Source organism: Pedobacter sp. (genome assembly GCF_965279535.1).
In the GTDB taxonomy this organism is placed as follows: Bacteria; Bacteroidota; Bacteroidia; order Sphingobacteriales; family Sphingobacteriaceae; genus Pedobacter.
Map to the genome: position 1 here is coordinate 1681272 of NZ_OZ257244.1, position 18497 is coordinate 1699768.

General features: G+C 38.0%; 16 protein-coding genes. 10 read left to right on the forward strand and 6 right to left on the reverse strand.

Translation table 11 applies throughout. The features are described 5' to 3' along the window. Positions 1-14: 14 nt before the first annotated feature. The 4 genes from ACQY77_RS06685 to ACQY77_RS06700 form a co-directional block, all read right to left on the reverse strand. Positions 15-821 (reverse strand): M48 family metallopeptidase, encoded by an 807-nt coding sequence (locus ACQY77_RS06685; RefSeq protein ID WP_421938755.1) that lies wholly within the window; start codon positions 819-821, stop codon positions 15-17. A gap of 84 nt (positions 822-905) precedes the next feature. Further along, positions 906-1553: a glycerol-3-phosphate 1-O-acyltransferase PlsY gene (gene plsY / locus ACQY77_RS06690; RefSeq protein WP_421938754.1), complete on the reverse strand. Its 648-nt coding sequence runs from the start codon at positions 1551-1553 to the stop codon at positions 906-908. A 50-nt stretch (positions 1554-1603) separates the two neighbouring features. Next, on the reverse strand, positions 1604-2446 hold the full coding sequence (gene nadC, locus ACQY77_RS06695; protein ID WP_421938753.1) for a carboxylating nicotinate-nucleotide diphosphorylase: 843 nt from the start codon (positions 2444-2446) through the stop codon (positions 1604-1606). An 80-nt stretch (positions 2447-2526) separates the two neighbouring features. Beyond that, positions 2527-2892 (reverse strand): DUF4783 domain-containing protein, encoded by a 366-nt coding sequence (locus ACQY77_RS06700; protein WP_421938752.1) that lies wholly within the window; start codon positions 2890-2892, stop codon positions 2527-2529. A 258-nt stretch (positions 2893-3150) separates the two neighbouring features. On the opposite strand from ACQY77_RS06700, the gene gpmI reads away from it, so the two are divergent. Then, positions 3151-4671, forward strand: a complete 1521-nt coding sequence (gene gpmI, locus ACQY77_RS06705; RefSeq protein ID WP_421938751.1) for a 2,3-bisphosphoglycerate-independent phosphoglycerate mutase — start codon at positions 3151-3153, stop codon at positions 4669-4671. After that, positions 4671-5201, forward strand: coding sequence for a hypothetical protein (locus tag ACQY77_RS06710; protein WP_421938750.1), 531 nt, complete (start codon positions 4671-4673; stop codon positions 5199-5201). Before gpmI ends, ACQY77_RS06710 begins: the two co-directional genes overlap by 1 nt. Positions 5202-5252: 51 nt before the next feature. Here the strand turns inward: ACQY77_RS06710 and ACQY77_RS06715 are convergent, their stop codons facing one another. After that, positions 5253-5873, reverse strand: a complete 621-nt coding sequence (locus tag ACQY77_RS06715; protein ID WP_421938749.1) for a tetratricopeptide repeat protein — start codon at positions 5871-5873, stop codon at positions 5253-5255. A 322-nt stretch (positions 5874-6195) separates the two neighbouring features. On the opposite strand from ACQY77_RS06715, the gene lon reads away from it, so the two are divergent. Continuing rightward, positions 6196-8667: an endopeptidase La gene (gene lon, locus ACQY77_RS06720; RefSeq protein WP_421938748.1), complete on the forward strand. Its 2472-nt coding sequence runs from the start codon at positions 6196-6198 to the stop codon at positions 8665-8667. A gap of 82 nt (positions 8668-8749) precedes the next feature. Beyond that, entirely contained in the window at positions 8750-9697 is a 948-nt protein-coding gene (locus tag ACQY77_RS06725) for a lipid A deacylase LpxR family protein (protein WP_421938747.1), read from the forward strand. Positions 9698-9724: 27 nt separating this feature from the next. Here the strand turns inward: ACQY77_RS06725 and arfB are convergent, their stop codons facing one another. Further along, a complete protein-coding gene (gene arfB / locus ACQY77_RS06730) occupies positions 9725-10132 on the reverse strand; it encodes an alternative ribosome rescue aminoacyl-tRNA hydrolase ArfB (protein WP_421938746.1) in 408 nt (135 codons plus the stop codon). 71 nt (positions 10133-10203) lie between these two features. Here arfB and cmk point away from each other — a divergent pair, with 71 nt between their 5' ends. The 6 genes from cmk to ACQY77_RS06760 all read left to right on the forward strand — a co-directional run bounded on the left by cmk (position 10204) and on the right by ACQY77_RS06760 (position 18480). Next, the gene (gene cmk / locus ACQY77_RS06735; protein ID WP_421938745.1) at positions 10204-10887 is read left to right on the forward strand and encodes a (d)CMP kinase; all 684 of its coding nucleotides are present in this window, start codon (positions 10204-10206) and stop codon (positions 10885-10887) included. Positions 10888-10933: 46 nt separating this feature from the next. After that, entirely contained in the window at positions 10934-11764 is an 831-nt protein-coding gene (locus ACQY77_RS06740) for a 3-keto-disaccharide hydrolase (protein ID WP_421938744.1), read from the forward strand. Between the two features lie 63 nt (positions 11765-11827). Beyond that, positions 11828-13309: a TPM domain-containing protein gene (locus ACQY77_RS06745; protein WP_421938743.1), complete on the forward strand. Its 1482-nt coding sequence runs from the start codon at positions 11828-11830 to the stop codon at positions 13307-13309. Positions 13310-13484: 175 nt separating this feature from the next. Beyond that, positions 13485-14204 carry an SH3 domain-containing protein gene (locus tag ACQY77_RS06750; RefSeq protein ID WP_421938742.1) on the forward strand — a complete coding sequence of 240 codons (720 nt, stop codon included), beginning with the start codon at positions 13485-13487 and terminating at the stop codon, positions 14202-14204. Between the two features lie 443 nt (positions 14205-14647). Then, positions 14648-16582 (forward strand): 30S ribosomal protein S1, encoded by a 1935-nt coding sequence (gene rpsA, locus ACQY77_RS06755; protein WP_421938741.1) that lies wholly within the window; start codon positions 14648-14650, stop codon positions 16580-16582. Positions 16583-16809: 227 nt separating this feature from the next. Next, positions 16810-18480: a beta-N-acetylhexosaminidase gene (locus ACQY77_RS06760; protein ID WP_421938740.1), complete on the forward strand. Its 1671-nt coding sequence runs from the start codon at positions 16810-16812 to the stop codon at positions 18478-18480. Positions 18481-18497: the final 17 nt, after the last annotated feature.

Here is an 18497-nt window from a genome sequence, read left to right on the forward strand (position 1 = left end):
GACCAGTGGGGGGCTTATTTTTTATAATATTGTTGTGCTTCAGGTAAATATTTCTGAATTTGTGAAATACGTGTAGCATCGCTCGGGTGGGTACTTAAAAATTCTGCAGGCTTTTGAGCATTTGCAGAAGCTGAAGACATTCTGTTCCAGAAATTAACAGAAGACTGCGGATTATATCCGGCCATAGCCATAAAAATTAAACCCAGCCTATCGGCTTCCAACTCCTGGTTTCTTGAGTATTTCAACATTGCGATAGGTGCACCTACTCCATAAAGGGTATTAAATGCAGATTGCGCCTTTGGATTTTTAGACAGTGCTACTCCCCCTGCGGCTCCAATACCTTGTGCAACCATCTCCTGCGACATTCTTTCTGCAGAGTGCCCTGCGATGGCATGGGCAATTTCGTGCCCCATTACTGTAGCTAAACCTGCATCATCCTGCGTAACAGGTAAAATACCGGTATACACAACAATTTTTCCACCAGGCATACACCAGGCATTTTTTTCATTGTTTTGAACCACATTTACTTCCCACTTATAATCTTTAATCAGGTTGCCGTAATTGTTGTTATTCATATACGTTTGCACAGCAGAAATCAATCTGCTTCCAATCGTTTTAACTTTTAAGGCCTGAGCGTTTGAAGCAGGCAAAACCGTTGTCTTATTCTCGGTTAAGAATTCGCTATAGGCTTGAAAAGCCATTGGCAAAACTTGATCGTTGCTCACTAAATCCAATCTGCTACGTCCTGTTAAAGGGACAGTAGAGCAAGAATTCATCAATAGTGCTGCAGCAACGCAAGCTGTTAATAATACCCTTTTCATATAGTTCTTTTGTTAGTAATTCAGTTCACCTATCCTAAACAGCAGGATTTACAATAAGTTTCAGCAGGATAGTGATTTGTTAAATTAATTCGTTTTCTTCTTAAACAAATACACTTTAGATTCTTTGCCTTTCAGCAATCTTTCGAGATTTTTTTGGTGGGTGACTAAGATTAAAATGCAAACGCACATCCCATATAACACTTCCGACTTAATAGATACCTGGAATAAAAATACCACACTTAGTGGAAAAGTAAACCCGGCACAAATTGAGCTTAAGGAAACATATTTGGTTATCAATAGTATCACAACAAAAACCAGAACACAAAGCATAGATGCCGGGAAGTTAACTGCTAAAACCATTCCAAAAAGTGTAGCCACACCTTTACCACCCCTGAAACCTGCAAAAATGGGAAATAAATGTCCCATTACCGCTGTAACACCAAGTGCTAACTGATAATTAACAAAAACGACTGAATTTTGAGGGCCTGTAACCGAAAGGCCAATGAAATAGGCCAGATTAGTAGCTGTATAGCCTTTAGCAATGTCGATAAGCATAACAGCAATACCAGCTTTTTTACCCAATACCCTGAAGGTATTGGTAGCTCCTGCATTACCGCTGCCGTACTCTCTAACATCAACACCATAAAAGGCCTGACCCAGCCATACTGCTGTTGGTATAGAACCAAAAAGGTAGGCCGCTAATAGAGCAGTAAGAGAATAAACCGTAACCATACCCTACAATGATACAAAAAATAAGCTTCTAATTTTATAGCAAATCACCATTAGTAAGCTTTTAAACTCATATCCAAACTTTTAACTGAATGGGTTAACGCACCCATAGAAATATAATCTACACCACAGGCAGCATATTCTGCAACATTTTCGGCTGTTATACCTCCAGAGGCTTCGGTGATAAACTTTTTGTCGACCATTTTAACAGCTTCCCGTAGCTGATCAAAGCCAAAATTATCAAGCATAATCCGATCTACACCACCAATTTCCAATACCTGTGCAAGCTCTTCCAGGTTACGTACTTCAATTTCAATCTGAAGTGATTTGTTTTGGTCTTTAAGATATTGTTGTGCCGCTTTAATTGCATTTGCTATACCGCCGGCATAATCTACATGATTATCCTTGATCAGAATCATATCATACAAGCCAATCCTGTGGTTTACACCACCGCCAATCCTAACCGCCCACTTTTCTAAATAACGAAGTCCAGGAGTAGTTTTACGGGTATCTAAAATCTGAGTATTTGAACCTTTAAGTTTATTAACAATAAGCTGGGTTTGTGTAGCGATTCCGCTCATGCGCTGCATGCAATTCAAAACCAAACGTTCTGCTATTAAAATAGCATGGGTGCTACCTGATACCGTTAAAACAATATCTCCTACTTTAACTGTAGCGCCATCCTGAATCAATATCTCAACATGGAGTGCCGGGTCTACAACTTTAAAAATCTCTAATGCAAGTTCAACCCCTGCCAAAACACCATTTTCTTTGATAATGAGTTTAGCTTTCCCCTGGGTTGCTGCCGGAATTGTAGAAAGTGAAGTATGATCGCCATCACCAACATCTTCGGCAAGGGCATTTTTTATGAATTGATGTATCAGTTGAGTATCCAAAATATCGGTTTTATGCCGCAAAAATAACAATTATTTGCGAGCGGGCAATCACTTACAAAATTGATGTATGGGTAAGTTGATTATTCTTTGGCAGGTTCTATCCTCAATTCGGTAACCAAAAAGCTGGCATTAAACTTTTTCATCGTAATGGATACCCTAAAAGTTTCTTTGGCTGTATTATAAACAAGTACACCGAATCTATAATTTGGATTGGTATTGATTTTATGGAAAATACTGGTTTTAACGGGAGGATGTTTGGCAAAAAAATCTTTCAGTATTTGTTCACCTTGTGCTTTAGAGTATACATCTTCTTCATCTATTATAATCAATTCTATAGTTGAAGAAAAACTTTTAGCAATTTCTTTGGAATTACTCGATCGGAAATACGAGGACAAATCGTCAATAATATCGGCCTGGTAGCCTATAGAACGATATATTGGGGCCAAACTAATAAACAATAAAAATATGCTCCGGATCATTTCTGTATTTTATACAGAATGATTCAGCTAAAATTATGCCATTAGCTTATCAAAAAAAGGAAATCTTAATTTATATAAGTTTCAAGAAAGCTATATTTGCCTAGCAATAACTAAAACACCTGAATTCATAAAATGTTTTAGTGAATTAATACTTGAACATTCATGGCAAGAAATCATTGGAGATTGTGGAGTGCTGAGCATTTTCTTGCCCAAAAATAAAAAATAATGAAAAATAAAAAACTTGCACTTATCATTTTAGACGGCTGGGGTTACGGAAAACAAGATAATTCTGATGCGGCTTATGCTGCCAATACTCCTTTTTTTGACGCTTTATTAAAAAATTACCCAAACTCAAAACTGGAAGCATCTGGAGAAGCCGTTGGCTTACCTGCCGGACAAATGGGAAATTCTGAAGTGGGCCATATGAATTTAGGTGCTGGTAGAACAGTTTATCAGGAATTAGGGCGCATTAATAAATCCATTACCGATCACGAACTTCATCAAAATCCTGTTTTACTTGCGGCATTTGACTATGCCAAGCAAAACAATAAGGCGGTTCATTTCATTGGCTTGGTTTCTAACGGAGGTGTTCATGCACATATCGAACACCTAAAAGCACTTTGCGATGCTGCTGATGAAGCCAATGTAGCGCGTACTTTTATCCACGCATTCTTAGACGGCCGTGATACGGATCCAAATTCTGGCTTAGGCTTTATTAGCGATTTGCAAAGCCATTTACAGCATTCGTCTGCGCAGCTGGCTTCTATGGTAGGCCGCTATTATGCAATGGACAGAGATAACCGTTGGGAAAGGGTAAAACAGGCTTATGATGTAATGGTAAATGCTGTTGGGGAGAGAACCCAGGATGCAATTGCTGCAATCCAGAAATCTTATAATGAAGGGGTTACAGACGAGTTCTTAAAGCCAATTGTTTTAACCCATGAGAATGGAACCCCGGTGGCTACTATTCAAAATGATGATGTTGTGATCTGTTTCAATTTCCGTACAGATAGAGGCCGGGAAATTACCACAGCTTTAACGCAAAAAGATTTCCCTGAACAGCAAATGCACAAGCTTCCATTGTATTATGTAACCATGACTACCTATGATGAAAGCTTTGAAGGCGTAAATGTGATTTTTACCAAAGATGATCTTACCCAAACTTTAGGCGAGGTGCTTGCAGCTAACCATAAAAACCAGATCAGAATTGCTGAAACTGAAAAATATCCACATGTAACCTTCTTTTTCTCTGGTGGAAGAGAGACTGAATTTCAAAACGAAAAAAGAATTTTAATCCCTTCACCTAAAGTAGCTACTTACGACCTGCAACCAGAAATGAGCGCCCAGGGCATTACAGATGCAATTACTAAAGAAATGGAAAGTGGTTGGGCAGATTTTATCTGTTTAAACTTTGCTAATCCGGATATGGTGGGTCATACCGGCGTTTTTCCTGCTGTAATTAAGGCGGTAGAAACTGCTGACAGGTGTGCACAGGAAGTAGTAAACAAGGGATTGGAAAATGGATATTCGTTCATCATTCTGGCAGATCATGGCAATTCAGAGTTTATGGTTAATCAGGATGGCTCACCCAATACCGCCCATACCACTAACCTGGTTCCCTGCATTTTAATTGATAACGATTACCACCAGATTGCTGATGGAAAATTAGGTGATATTGCACCAACAGTGCTTAAAATCCTGGGTGTTGATATCCCTGCAGCAATGACTGGCAACGTATTGGTATAATGATAAAAAAACATTGGTTACTTCTACTTATACCGGCCTTTGCAGCCTGCAACTTAGATAATCCATCTGACAAGAAAGATCATAAGGCTTATTTTGACCTGGAGGGCTATTTCAAAAAAGAAATAGCCCGTTTACAAAAAGCAAATTTAGTGGTTAATAAAACAGTTATTACCAATGGGCAGGCTGAACGTAAAAGTTTAAAAATTAAAAACTGGAAACAGGAACTGGGAATCTTCGTTGATGCCGACATTAATAAAACATCCTGGAACGGGAGTTTTAATGTAACCAAAACAGATTCTGTTCAGCGTTTTATTTCGGATAATAAAAAAATCAAGGTAAAACAGGTAGAGATTGCCAGCGCAGGATCGAAAATTAAACGCATAGAGATTTGGATTGCGGTTAAAAATATTCTTTACACTTCTACTGATACCTTAGTTTATTTCCCCGATAGCCTTTATGAAATAAGAAAACAGCAAAAAATCAGATTATTATCGCAAAAAAACTATACCGTACTTGGAAAGTTAAAATAAAAAAGGGTCCTGAAAATTTCAGTACCCTTTGTGTATACTTTTTCTTAAATCTTATTTCAAAGTAGCAATTTGTGCCTTATCGTAAGTAATCCAGTCAATAATATCTTTCCTCAGTGGCTGTAAGGTTAATACCTTTTGAAAATCGGCAATTGAATTATTGAACAAGGCAACACAAGCCGTTTTCTCGGCAGCTTTTTTTGCTTTATATGATTTGAATATGGCATAATCTTTATAAGCCAAAGCCCTGTTCTGAAGCATTTGAGTATCCTCTTCACTGCTCAACTCGATAGCTTTGGTAAAATCTCTGATTGAAGAAGTATAAAAATTATCGCGCATCTGATTTAAAGATTCCTTCGGATCGTTTGCAATGTTCAATCTCGCCTTACCGCGGTAGTAATAGGCAGAAACTTCATTCGGCGTAACTAAAATAAGTCGGCTATATGTGGCAATACATTTTTCAAACTCACCATTTTGGTAATAAGAATAGCCAAGCATTTTCAATACTTTTGCATTATCAGGATCTTTTGCATCGGCTTTCTCCAATTGGGTAACTGCGGCTTTAAAATCACCTTTCATCATCGCCTGCATGCTTTTATCGTAGTTATTTTGGGCAAAACTGCTACTCGACGAAAAGATAATTAGTCCTAAAATGGCTTTTTTAAAATAGTTCATGTATGATTAATAAGTTAACAAATCTAAACACATCAGTGGGATTTGCAAGAATATTTATGTGCAATATAATCCTATTCTGATAATATAAAAGTTTTTTTAATTTTGTATTGTCGCACCTTGCCTTTAAACATTAGCTTTAACGCTAAAATTAGACTTATATGATAATGGCTTAAAGATTTAGTTTTACCTGCCTTTTTAACATAACATTAATATTATTTTCACTTTGGCACAAGAGTTGAATTTAATACCATAATAACAAAATTAAACAAAGCGACTACGATCAACCTGTCAGTTTGTCGTAAGTGAAGTGATACATGTGATAATGAGTAAACAAGATATATTTGATTTCCATTCAGCAATGCCAATAATAAACGAGGATACCGAATTTTTCCCATTAATGTCTCAACAAGATGAGGATGAGATGAATAACGAGGAAACGCCCGAAACTCTGGCAATTTTACCGCTGCGAAATACCGTTTTATTCCCTGGAGTAGTGATTCCAATAACTGTTGGCAGGGATAAATCGATAAAACTGATTAAAGAGGCCTACAAAGGGAATAAAATCATTGGTGTTGTTTCTCAAAAAGATGTTTCGATAGAAGATCCTACTTTTGAACAACTTAACACTGTTGGTACGGTTGCCAACATCATCAAGTTGCTACAGATGCCCGATGGTAATACTACTGTAATTATCCAGGGTAAGCAGCGTTTTTCTTTAATTGAAGAGGTTCAGAATGAACCTTACATCAAAGCAGTAGTTAAGAAATTTGAGGAGCAAAAACACAAGGCAGATAAAGAGTTTAAAACTTTAATTGCCAGTATCCGTGAAATGTCTGCTCAGATTATTCAACTTTCTCCAAATATACCTACTGAAGCAGGAATAGCCTTAAAAAACATAGAAAGCAATTCATTTTTGATTAATTTCATTTCTTCAAATATGAATGCCGAAATGGCCGATAAGCAGAAAATCTTAGAGATGAATAAACTGCAGGATCGCGCACAAAAGGTAATGGAATTGCTAATGGTAGAACTTCAGATGCTGGAGTTGAGAAATCAAATCCAATCTAAGGTTCGTACAGATTTAGACAAACAACAGCGTGACTATTTCTTAAATCAGCAACTCAAAACCATTCAGGAAGAGCTTGGTGGCAGCTCTGCAGATTTAGAATTTGATGCACTGCAGGAAAAGGCAAAGCAAAAAAAATGGTCAAAAGCGGTAGCTTCTCACTTCGATAAAGAACTGGATAAGCTTGGCAGAATGAACCCTGCTGCGCCTGATTATTCTGTTCAGCTTAATTATTTGGAACTCTTGTTAGATTTACCCTGGAGTGAATTTACCAAAGATAATTTTGACCTTAAACGTGCTCAACGCATTTTAGATAAAGATCACTTCGGACTTGAAAAGGTAAAGCAACGCATTATAGAGTATTTGGCTGTTCTTAAGTTAAAAAGGGATATGAAAGCCCCGATTTTATGCCTTGTAGGTCCTCCGGGGGTTGGTAAAACCTCTCTGGGTAAATCTATAGCAAAAGCTTTAGGCCGTAAGTATGTTAGAATGGCATTGGGCGGAATCCGTGATGAAGCCGAAATCCGCGGCCACCGTAAAACTTATATCGGTGCTATGCCTGGCCGTATCATATCTTCGATTAAAAAAGCAGGTGCAGATAATCCGGTATTTGTTTTGGACGAAATTGATAAAGTGGGAACAGATCATCGTGGTGATCCTTCATCTGCACTTCTCGAAGTTTTAGACCCTGAACAAAACAGTGCGTTCTATGATCATTATGTGGAGATGGATTATGACCTGTCGAACATTTTGTTCATTGCTACCGCCAACTCCTTAAGCACCATACAACCCGCTTTATTGGATCGTATGGAAATTATTGAGGTGAATGGATACACCATTGAAGAGAAAATTGAGATTGCTAAAAAATACCTGCTACCAAAACAGAAAGAAAACCACGGTCTGCAGAACAAAGACATTAATTTAAAACCGGCTTTAATTGAGAAGGTGATAGAAGATTACACCAGAGAATCTGGCGTGCGTGGACTGGAGAAAAAAATCGGTTCTATTGTACGTGGTGTAGCTACTAAAATTGCAATGGAGGAAACCTATCAACCAACATTGACTCCTGAAGATATCGAACGCATTTTAGGTGCCCCTATTTATGATAAGGATTTGTATGAAGGAAATGAAGTTGCGGGTGTGGTAACAGGTTTAGCCTGGACAAGTGTTGGAGGAGACATTTTATTTATAGAAGCAAGTTTAAGCCCTGGGAAAGGAAAGCTAACCTTAACCGGTAACCTGGGTGATGTAATGAAAGAATCGGCTGTGATTGCATTGGCATACCTAAGGGCACATGCAGCTGAGTTTGGAATTGACTATTCGTTGTTTGATAGTTGGGATGTACACGTACACGTTCCAGCGGGTGCAACGCCTAAAGACGGGCCTTCGGCAGGGATCACCATGTTAACCGCACTTACTTCTGCTTTTACCCAGCGCAAGGTAAAACAACATTTAGCCATGACTGGTGAAATTACTTTAAGGGGTAAAGTACTCCCTGTTGGTGGCATTAAAGAAAAAATCTTAGCCGCCAAAAGGGCAAACATCAAAGAGATCATTTTATGCAAAAGCAACAGAAAAGATATCTTAGAGATTAAAGAAAGTTATATTAAGGATCTGAAGTTCCATTACGTAACCGAAATGAGCGAAGTAATTGACATGGCTTTAACTAAAAACAAGGTAAAAAAGCCGCTCGATTTAAGCGTTAAAATTCCAACAATCGTTAACTAAATTGTAAACTTTCGATTTCTATACTGAAATCTCAAATAGTATAAATACTTTTATAGCCCAGGCAAAATGTCTGGGCTTTTTTATGAGATCAATTTTATCTACTATACTCTTTTGTTTAATTGCTATTGCTGGTTTCGGGCAATCCTTTAAAAATGAATTTGGTTTTAAAACCGAAAACGATGCTTACCTGGCTACCTTAAACGATCGTTATTATACCAACGGTTTGATGATTTATTTTAGAAGGGCTTTAAATCCTGATAAATTTTCAGACCAGGTAGAAAAGAAAACCTACGAAATATCGGCAGGGCAAAAAATGTATACACCATTTTGGGGAAATGTACCGAAAAAAGAGGATCAGGACAGACCTTTTGCCGGTTATTTATACGCCGGTGGTGCATATTCAGTTTTTTATAAGAAGGAAAAAGTACTAAAGCTCAGTACAGAAATAGGTATAGTTGGACCAGGGTCGCTGGCAGAAGGTGCACAGGAGTTTTTACATAAAACAGTAGGGTTCTATAGCCCATCGGGCTGGGAATATCAGATTAAAAATGATTTTGCAGTTAACCTCGCAGCCAACTACAGCCAGCTCCTGCTGCGAACCAACGACAACATCGTCGATTTAAGCGGCCAGGGTTATGCCAATCTGGGCACTACATTTTCTGGCCTGGGTGCTTCTTTGCTGTTCAGGGCGGGCAGATTAAACCAATTATTTAATTCTGCCTATCACAATGCTGTAATTGGAAACGCCAAAACAGCAAAACTAAACAAGTCAGAATTTTATTTCTATTTAAAACCTCAGCTTAATGTGGTAGCATATGATGCAACTATACAGGGCAGTTTGTTCAATAACAATAGTCCTTTAACGTTTGGTGTTAAACCGATAGTTTTTGAACAACAGTTTGGAATAAACTACAGCGCTAATCGCTTTACTGCAGATTTTAATATTATTTTCAAAACTAAAGAGGTTAAAAGCACTGCAGATGCCCAAAATTACGGGGCTTTGAGTTTGTATTACAGGTTTGGTAAGTAAAACTTATCCGCTCCTTAATTTCAATTATTAAAAATCAGGTAGCTTCCTGTTCCTTTTGCGTTCTGCATTGGAAGATTTATCTTTTAATCTCTTTTCAATAACTGACCTGGGAACCTTAGTTGCTTTTCTTTTTTTCTGAATAATTAAGCTCTTTTTAATCAAATCGATCAGTTTAACAATTGCTTTTTCTTTATTTAAAAGCTGACTCCTATCCTCTTGCGAAACAATATGCAGAAGACCGTCAGTATCGAGCCGGTTTTCCAGTCTGGATCTTAAAAGCTGTTTTTGTTCTTCATTAAAATATGCTGCGGTTTCCAGATTGAAGATCAATTCGACTTTGCTGGACACCTTATTAACATTTTGCCCACCCTTGCCTCCACTTCGGGAAGTTTTGAATATAACTGACCTTAAAATTTCTGCTCTTGTAGGTAACATCTTACAAAAGTAACATAATGTTAAAATAAAAATTTAGCAAGTATACCCTGTTTTTTTACCTTTGTGGCAGCATGAAAAAGAATCTGGTTATAGCCATTGATGGCTATTCGTCTTGTGGAAAGAGTACTTTAGCAAAAGCTTTGGCTAAGAAGTTGGGTTTTATTTATATCGACAGCGGAGCAATGTACAGGGCTGTTACCTTATTCTTCATCAGAAATCACGTGGATATGAGCAGTGATGCAGCTGTTGAGGATGCACTTCAACACATCGAACTGAATTTTCATTCGCGTGATTACGAATCTCACATCACCCTGAATGGAGAAGAGGTTTCTGATGAGATTCGTTTAATGCCTGTTTCTGAAAATGTGAGTGAGGTTTCTGCACACAAGCTGGTTCGCCATGAAATGGTGAAACAACAGCAACGAATGGGCAGATCGAAAAATATTGTAATGGATGGACGCGATATCGGCACTACAGTTTTCCCTCATGCACCAGTGAAATTCTTCATGACAGCCGATCCCAAAATCAGGGCTGAACGCAGGTTTAAGGAATTGGAAAGTAAGGGCAATAACACCACTACTTTAGAAGAGGTATTTGAAAACCTGGCTCATCGGGATTATGCCGATACAACCCGGAAGGAAAGTCCACTGATAAGAGCTGAAGATGCGATTATTTTAGACAATACCGATTTGACACAAGCAGAACAGCTGGATTTTGCACTTGAACATGCAGCACCCTTTTTACCGCATTCATAAAATTTAATGATTTGGGGTTTAATTTAATTTCATATTTTTAGCTACTATGAAATTAAAACAGACCGCTACCTTACTCTTCTTTATCGCAATTTCTTTTGCTAAAGTGCATGCCCAAAAAGGCTGGATCAATCTTTTCAACGGAAAAGACCTTAAAGATTGGAATATCAAGATTGCCAAGCACGATTATAAAGAAAACTACGCCAACACCTTTCGGGTAGAAAATGGGCTGATGAAAGTGGGTTATGAAGGTTATACCGATTTTAACCAGCAATACGGACATATTTTCTTCAAAAAGCCATTCTCTGCCTACCTGTTAAAAGTAACTTATCGCTTTGTTGGCGAGCAGGCAAAAGGTGGTGAAGGCTGGGCCCATAGAAATAGCGGCGCAATGCTCCACTGCCAGGCTCCTGAAACCATGCTAAAAGACCAGGATTTCCCCATTTCTATTGAAGGCCAGATTTTGGGTGGCGATGGGGAACACGAACGCCATACCAGCAACGTTTGTACCCCGGGAACCGAGATTGTTTACCAGGGTAAATTATTTACACCGCACTGCCTGGATTCAAGATCAAAAACCTATCATGGCGATCAATGGGTTACAGCCGAGTTTTTAGTACTTCAGGATTCTATTGTTAAACATATAATAGATGGAGAAGTGGTATTGGAATATACTAAACCACGCATTGGCGGAGGAAATGTTTCTAATTTCGATCCTAAAGTTAAAACTGACGGTAAAGCACTGACTTCCGGATATATCGCCCTTCAAAGTGAGAGCCATCCAATTGAATTCAAGAGCGTTCAATTGTTTGACCTGGCACCTTATTTTAAAAATAAAGCAAAATTAGCACAAGTGTTATCTAAAATATTGAAGCAATAAACATATTGCTTCAATATTTGTTAATGATGGATGTTAAAACACAACAATCCTTAAATAAATCAGATGCTTAAAAAACGCTCCTTATTTTTTCTTTTCGCTTTATTTTTTTCCGCACTCCCCTACCTTGGCCTTGCCCAAAAGAGTTACAAAGTTCAAGACATTCCCGATCCTAAGAAAACCGATGGTGGCTATGTAAGTAATCCGGATGGAATTTTAAACGCTGCTGATGTTGCCAGCCTGAACGATACCATTGCCAGTTTTGAACGAAAAACCAATGTTCAGGTTGCAGTTGTAATTGTAAATGATTTCGATTCAGAACAAGAGGATTTTGATTTCGCTTATAACCTCTTCAACACCTGGGGAATTGGTCAAAAAACCAGCAACAATGGCTTATTGCTTTTTATTGCAAAAGATCGAAGAAAATACCGTTTCATTACCGGTACGGGTGTAGAAGGCGTATTGCCAGATACAAAACTCAAACACATTGCCCAAAATCTGCTTGTACCAGCTTTTAGAGAAAATGATTTTGGTACCGGAATCATCAACACCCTCAATGCTATCGGTATTATTATACTCAATCCCGACAACAAATCAGAACTTAATCAGTTTTTCACTCAAAAAAGCGAGCCCAGCTGGTGGGATAAAATTGGCATACAATCAGCAACCATTATTGGTGTTTATATTTTGTGCCTGTTCATCATCAAGCGAAAAAAGCCAAAATTGTCGTCAACGGTTAACCAGCAGATTTCTGCTTACGACAAGGGGATTGCTTCTGGCTGTATAACCGTATTTTTTTTGTTGTTTATTGTAGTGTTCTTGATCGGCTTTTTCGGCTCATTCGAAGGGTTATTAACAGTAGAAGATATTCCTACATACCTCATTATTATCTGTTCAATTTTATTGCTGATACATTATGTCAGTGCAATCAGTGCCATAAGAAAAAAATACTTCGACCCCGAAAATTTTTCTAATGCGGTTGCAGATTTCAATAAATCGATGTGGTGGTTGGTTTTACTATCCCCACTGGTCTTTATCGTTTTAATTTTGGAATGGACTAAACGAGCTGCAATTAAAAAAAGGTTTACACCAGCATTAGATGCTAATAACCTACCCATGGTAAGAATAGACCGTGATGAAAATCCTACAGGTAGTCCTTACCTTAATGAAGCACAACAAAAAGAAGAGCAGCTAAAATCTATATTGTACGACATCTGGATCGGAACAGATGGCGAAAAAAAACTAATCCCTAATGATGGGGATGAACATCGCAAATATGAAACCTGCCCGAGTTGCGGCGCAAAAACCTATACCGTTCCTTTTGTTAAAACATTGCTCAGTGCAACCTACTCCAGACAAGGATCGGGCAAGGAAATGCAGGAATGTAAAAATTGTTCTTTCGAAACCTTTATCAGAAATGTAACCATCCCGATGCTGGTAAAAGAACGTTCAAGTTCCTCCTCCTCATCATCAGGCAGCAGCAGTTCATCTTCATCCAGCTGGGGAGGAGGACGAAGTAGTGGTGGAGGTACCGGAGGAAGCTGGTAGCGATAAATTACCAGTATTAGCCACTATCGGAGTCTTTTTTAATCAATTTTGCAGCTTTGTTTAATTTTTAAGGATGTGTTTCCTATTTTTGCCACACAATGTTTCATCTGGCACGTTCACCAAAATGCCTTTGATGCAATTAAATCTTTCTTATCGCATCAACAAAACAAAACCTATGATTAGAATCTTCTTATTGTCGTTTGCGCTCTTCCTGTTTTCTATCAGTTTACATGCCCAGGATATTTATCGTGTAAAAGCCGATAAACTTAATGTCAGGGCTTCTGCCGAAGCGAAAAGTAAAATTATAGGCTTTATCCCTCAGGGTGAAAATGTAGTTGTTTTAGACTCAACCAATGCCAAGTTCTTTAAAGTTAAGGTAACAAATGCCGAAGGTTGGGTAGCCAGTGAATTCTTAACTAAAATTTCTTCGGCACCGAAGCCGGCACAAACGAAATCGCCCACCGTTATCGCCGCCCCTAAAGTGGTAAAAGATTATTCAGGCTATATCTTTTTGGGTATCGTGGTAATCATTTTTGCCATTATTCTTTTCTTCATCTTTAAATATGCCAAAGAAAACAAAGTACTGATTGGATTCGCTACAGTAATTATTTTGATTACGGGTTATTTCTGCTACATTACTTTTTTTGAAGAAAAAATTGTATCAGGCACATTTGCCAGTGATAGCGATACACAATATCAGTCTTTCGATTTCAAAAACAATGATTCTGTAGTAGTAAAGGATATTTATGCCGATTCTACTTTTACAGCTAAATACATTATTGAAGGGGATATGATTAAATTGTACGATCAGCAAAATATGATTTTGTTATTGATCAGAGATGATCAGACTTTGATAGGCGAAGGTTTTACAAGGGGTACTTTTAAAAAGAAGTAAGACGCAAAGATAAGGGCAAGGTAGGTTTTTAGCTGCTGATGAGTGGGGCAAGAACCTGGAAATAAAACCCTAACCCAACATTAATTGGTAGCTGCTGTTCCCTGCGCCACGGAACAGGGAGTAAGTTATACGCCCAACCTGTTTCTCATTCCCCCACCTACATTCCTGGTCAGGGTACGCTAGTATATCCCTAATGCTGGCCTCCGTTGCCTCAATGGTTAAAATATGGTAATCTGATGGTTAAAACCTGATGTGGTTTGCGGAAAACTTGCTTCCATTGCGGTTATTGCATGCATAATCTATCCCGTTTCAGCTAAAACCGGCACGAAGCAAATCTTAATCAGCTAAAAATCAGCAACATTTATTAAAAAAATCTTTTCTATAAATAAAAAAAGTTTTACCTTTGCAGTCCCTAAATAGGGAAAAAAGGAGATAATTTATTAATGGCTAAAAAACAAGTAGCAGAAAAAGAACTAGCGGCTAAAAAAGCTGAACTTCAAGATGCAGACGGACGTCTGACTGAAAAAGAAACCATTGAATCAGAAGCTGATTCAGTGTCGATCGAAGCGATCAAATCATCATTAGCAACCCCAACAGAAGATTTCGATTGGGATGCTGACGAAAAAGTTTTCGGTAATTACAATGATGCAGACCGTAAAAAGTTTGAAGATATGTATGCCGGTACATTCAACCAGATCACTAAAGGTGAAATCATTAGCGGTACTGTTGTTTCTATCAACAACAAAGACGTAGTATTAAACGTTGGTTTTAAATCAGACGGTTTAGTTTCTACTTCAGAATTCCGTGATACACCTGATCTTAAAGTTGGCGATTCAGTTGATGTATTCGTTGAAGCACCAGAAGATGCAAACGGTCAGTTGATTCTTTCTCGCAAAAGAGCTAAAACTCAAAGATCTTGGGAAGCGATTAACGAAGCTCTTGAAAATGATCAAATCATCAACGGTTTTGTTAAGAGCCGTACTAAAGGTGGTTTAATCGTTGATATCATGGGTGTTGAGGCTTTCTTGCCAGGTTCACAAATCGATATCAAACCTATCCGCGATTACGATGTTTACGTGGGTAAAACAATGGAATTCAAAGTTGTTAAAATTAACCACGAGTTTAAAAACGTAGTTGTTTCTCATAAAGTGTTAATTGAAGACGATTTAGAATCACAAAAAGTTGAAATCGTTTCTAAATTAGAAAAAGGACAAGTATTAGAAGGTACTGTTAAAAATATCACTGATTTCGGTGTGTTCATCGATTTAGGTGGTGTTGATGGTTTACTTCACATTACTGATATCTCATGGGGCCGCATAGAGCATCCGAAAGAAGTATTAGCATTGGATCAAAAAATCAACGTGGTTGTTTTAGATTTCGATGATGAGAAAAAACGTATTGCTTTAGGTTTAAAACAATTAACTCCACACCCTTGGGAGAACTTAAGCACTGACATCCAGGTTGGTTCTAAAGTAAAAGGAAAAATCGTAACTGTTGCAGATTACGGTGCTTTCTTAGAAATCATCCCTGGTGTTGAAGGTTTAATCCACGTTTCTGAAATGAGCTGGTCACAAAACTTAAGAAATCCTCAAGAATTCTTAAAAGTTGGTGATGAGATCGAAGCTGAAGTTTTAACTTTAGACAGAGACGAACGCAAAATGAGCTTAGGTATTAAACAATTATCTAACGATCCTTGGCAAGAAGTTGCTGCGAAATTCCCAGTGGGAAGCAAACACAAAGCTGCTGTTAAAAACATGACTAACTTTGGTGTTTTCGTAGAAATTGAAGAAGGTATCGATGGTTTAATCCACATCTCTGACCTTTCTTGGTCTAAAAAAATCAACCACCCTAACGAATTCACTAAAGTTGGTGATGTATTAGACGTAGTTGTTTTAGAACTTGATGTTGACAACCGTAAATTAAGCTTAGGTCACAAACAATTAGAAGAAAACCCTTGGGATACTTTTGAAACTATCTTCACTTTAGATTCAATCCACCAGGGAACTGTTGTTAAAGTAACTGATAAAGGTGCTGTTATTGCTTTACCTTATGGTGTAGAAGGTTTCGTACCTACTAAACATATGGTTAAAGAAGATGGTACTTCTGTTAAAGCTGAAGAAACCAATGATTTCAAAATCATTGAGTTCAACAAAGAAGCAAAACGCATTGTAGTATCTCACGCCCGTATCTGGGAAGAGGCTAAAGCTGAAGTAGCTGCTGAAGAAAGAGCATCTAAGAAAAAAGAAGCTAAAGCTGCTGTAACTGCGGTTAAGAAAGTTAAAGATTCTGTAGAGAAATCTACTTTAGGAGATTTAGACGTATTGGCTCAATTGAAATCGCAATTAGAAGGCGAAGAGAGCAAAGCTAAAAAAGGCTAATCTTTTTAACTTATAAAGTTTTGGAAACGTCCCTGAGCAATCGGGGGCGTTTTTTTTTGCACCTTGCGATTAGGGTACAATCCATAACCCCTTATCTCCTATCCGTATTGGATATTTTCTATGCTTAAATGCAACCCATATAATACTGAGGTGTGGTAAAAAACCCATTACCTACCATCAGCAGGCGCTCTTTTTTAGTACTTTTGGGTAAATCCAAATCTACCCACATGAAGAAGCTTGTTTTATTACTGCTGTGTTTTCTTACCGCTAACCTAACAGCCCAGGAAATTAACATTATTCCACAACCGGTTTCCGTTAAGTCAAATCTTAAAGAAGCACCTTTTAAAATAGACATTACTACAAGTTTTTATACCGATTTTGGTGGCAATAGCGCTATCAGCTTTTTAGACGAATACCTGAGCCAATATTACAACTTAAAACTAAAGTGGTTTAAAAATCCGGATGTAAAAAGGAAGAACATGATCAATGTGATCATTGATAAGGGCTTAAAAAATATCAATCAATACCAGCTAAAAGCAGATCAAAATACAATAACCATCACTGCAAGTTCAGATACTGCAGCATTTTACGGTATACAAACGCTTATTCAATTATTACCCACGGCTAAATCCGCACAGCTAATCATTCCAACGGTAGAAGTTACCGATTATCCTCGTTTCGATTATCGTGGAATGCACCTGGATGTGAGCCGTCATTTTTTCGATGTAACGTTTATCAAGCAATACATAGATTATCTGGCCCTTCATAAAATGAATTATTTTCATTGGCATTTAACTGATGATCATGGCTGGAGGATAGAGATTAAGAAATATCCGAAATTAACGGAAATTGGCGCATGGCGTAAAGGCAGTATTGTTGGTTTATGGCCTGGCAAAGGGAATGAAAATATAAAATACCAGGTATTGCCTAATGATGTGAAAATTAGCCCAAAAGATGCTGTAATTAAAACCGATGGGATAAGACATGGCGGGTATTACACACAGGAACAAATTAAGGATGTAATTGACTATGCTGCCAAACGTTACATTACCATTATCCCCGAAATAGAAATGCCGGCCCATAGCATGGCCTTACTGGCTGCCTACTCCGAATTGGGAACTGAACCAGCTTCTAAATATGAAGTTGCACAAACCTGGGGTATGATGAATAAATATAATAATGTGCTTCAGGCATCCGATACCACCTTTAAGTTTCTTGAAAATGTTTTAACAGAAGTTATGGATTTATTTCCGGCGCCATACATCCACATTGGTGGCGATGAGGCTTCCAAGATCTGGTGGAGAAAATCTCCGCTTTCCCAACAAATCATGAAGGCAAACGGACTAAAAACGGAAAGTGAGTTGCAAAGCTATTTTATTCGCAGGGTAGAAAAATTTGTAAACAGCAAAGGCAAAACCATTATTGGCTGGAATGAAATCTTACAGGGTGGTTTAGCTCCAAATGCTATAGTGATGAGCTGGCAGGGTGAAAAAGGTGGAATTGAGGCGGCAAGACAACAACACAAAGCTATATTGACGCCCGAAGACAAAATGTATTTTAACCATGCACAATTTGTAAAGGAAGATAGTTTAACAGCCAATAAATTATCTGCTTTAATTGATGTATATAACTATGAACCTATACCTGCAGAACTCAATGCCGAACAAGCTAAATACATTTGGGGTGGCCAGGGCTGCTTATGGAGCGAATACATTACTAACCCTACTAAAGTGCAATATTTGCTATTTCCCAGGTTAGATGCCTTAAGTGAAATACTCTGGAGCCCGAAAGAGAAACGAAACTTTACTGATTTCCAAAAAAGGTTAAAAACGCAATTCCTTCGGTACGATTTAATGGGAATTACCTATAGTAAGAGATATCTAAACAATAATAATTAAAAACTTTGTAACGTTTT

Bases quoted from the DNA above. Each gene is read 5' to 3' on its own strand.
- plsY (WP_421938754.1), bottom strand. From the start codon at position 1,553: ATGGTTACGGTTTATTCTCTTACTGCTCTATTAGCGGCCTACCTTTTT.
- ACQY77_RS06750 (WP_421938742.1), top strand. From the start codon at position 13,485: ATGATTAGAATCTTCTTATTGTCGTTTGCGCTCTTCCTGTTTTCTATC.
- ACQY77_RS06740 (WP_421938744.1), top strand. From the start codon at position 10,934: ATGAAATTAAAACAGACCGCTACCTTACTCTTCTTTATCGCAATTTCT.
- ACQY77_RS06715 (WP_421938749.1), bottom strand. From the start codon at position 5,873: ATGAACTATTTTAAAAAAGCCATTTTAGGACTAATTATCTTTTCGTCG.
- lon (WP_421938748.1), top strand. From the start codon at position 6,196: ATGAGTAAACAAGATATATTTGATTTCCATTCAGCAATGCCAATAATA.
- ACQY77_RS06710 (WP_421938750.1), top strand. From the start codon at position 4,671: ATGATAAAAAAACATTGGTTACTTCTACTTATACCGGCCTTTGCAGCC.
- gpmI (WP_421938751.1), top strand. From the start codon at position 3,151: ATGAAAAATAAAAAACTTGCACTTATCATTTTAGACGGCTGGGGTTAC.
- arfB (WP_421938746.1), bottom strand. From the start codon at position 10,132: ATGTTACCTACAAGAGCAGAAATTTTAAGGTCAGTTATATTCAAAACT.
- rpsA (WP_421938741.1), top strand. From the start codon at position 14,648: ATGGCTAAAAAACAAGTAGCAGAAAAAGAACTAGCGGCTAAAAAAGCT.
- ACQY77_RS06745 (WP_421938743.1), top strand. From the start codon at position 11,828: ATGCTTAAAAAACGCTCCTTATTTTTTCTTTTCGCTTTATTTTTTTCC.
- ACQY77_RS06760 (WP_421938740.1), top strand. From the start codon at position 16,810: ATGAAGAAGCTTGTTTTATTACTGCTGTGTTTTCTTACCGCTAACCTA.
- cmk (WP_421938745.1), top strand. From the start codon at position 10,204: ATGAAAAAGAATCTGGTTATAGCCATTGATGGCTATTCGTCTTGTGGA.
- ACQY77_RS06725 (WP_421938747.1), top strand. From the start codon at position 8,750: ATGAGATCAATTTTATCTACTATACTCTTTTGTTTAATTGCTATTGCT.
- ACQY77_RS06685 (WP_421938755.1), bottom strand. From the start codon at position 821: ATGAAAAGGGTATTATTAACAGCTTGCGTTGCTGCAGCACTATTGATG.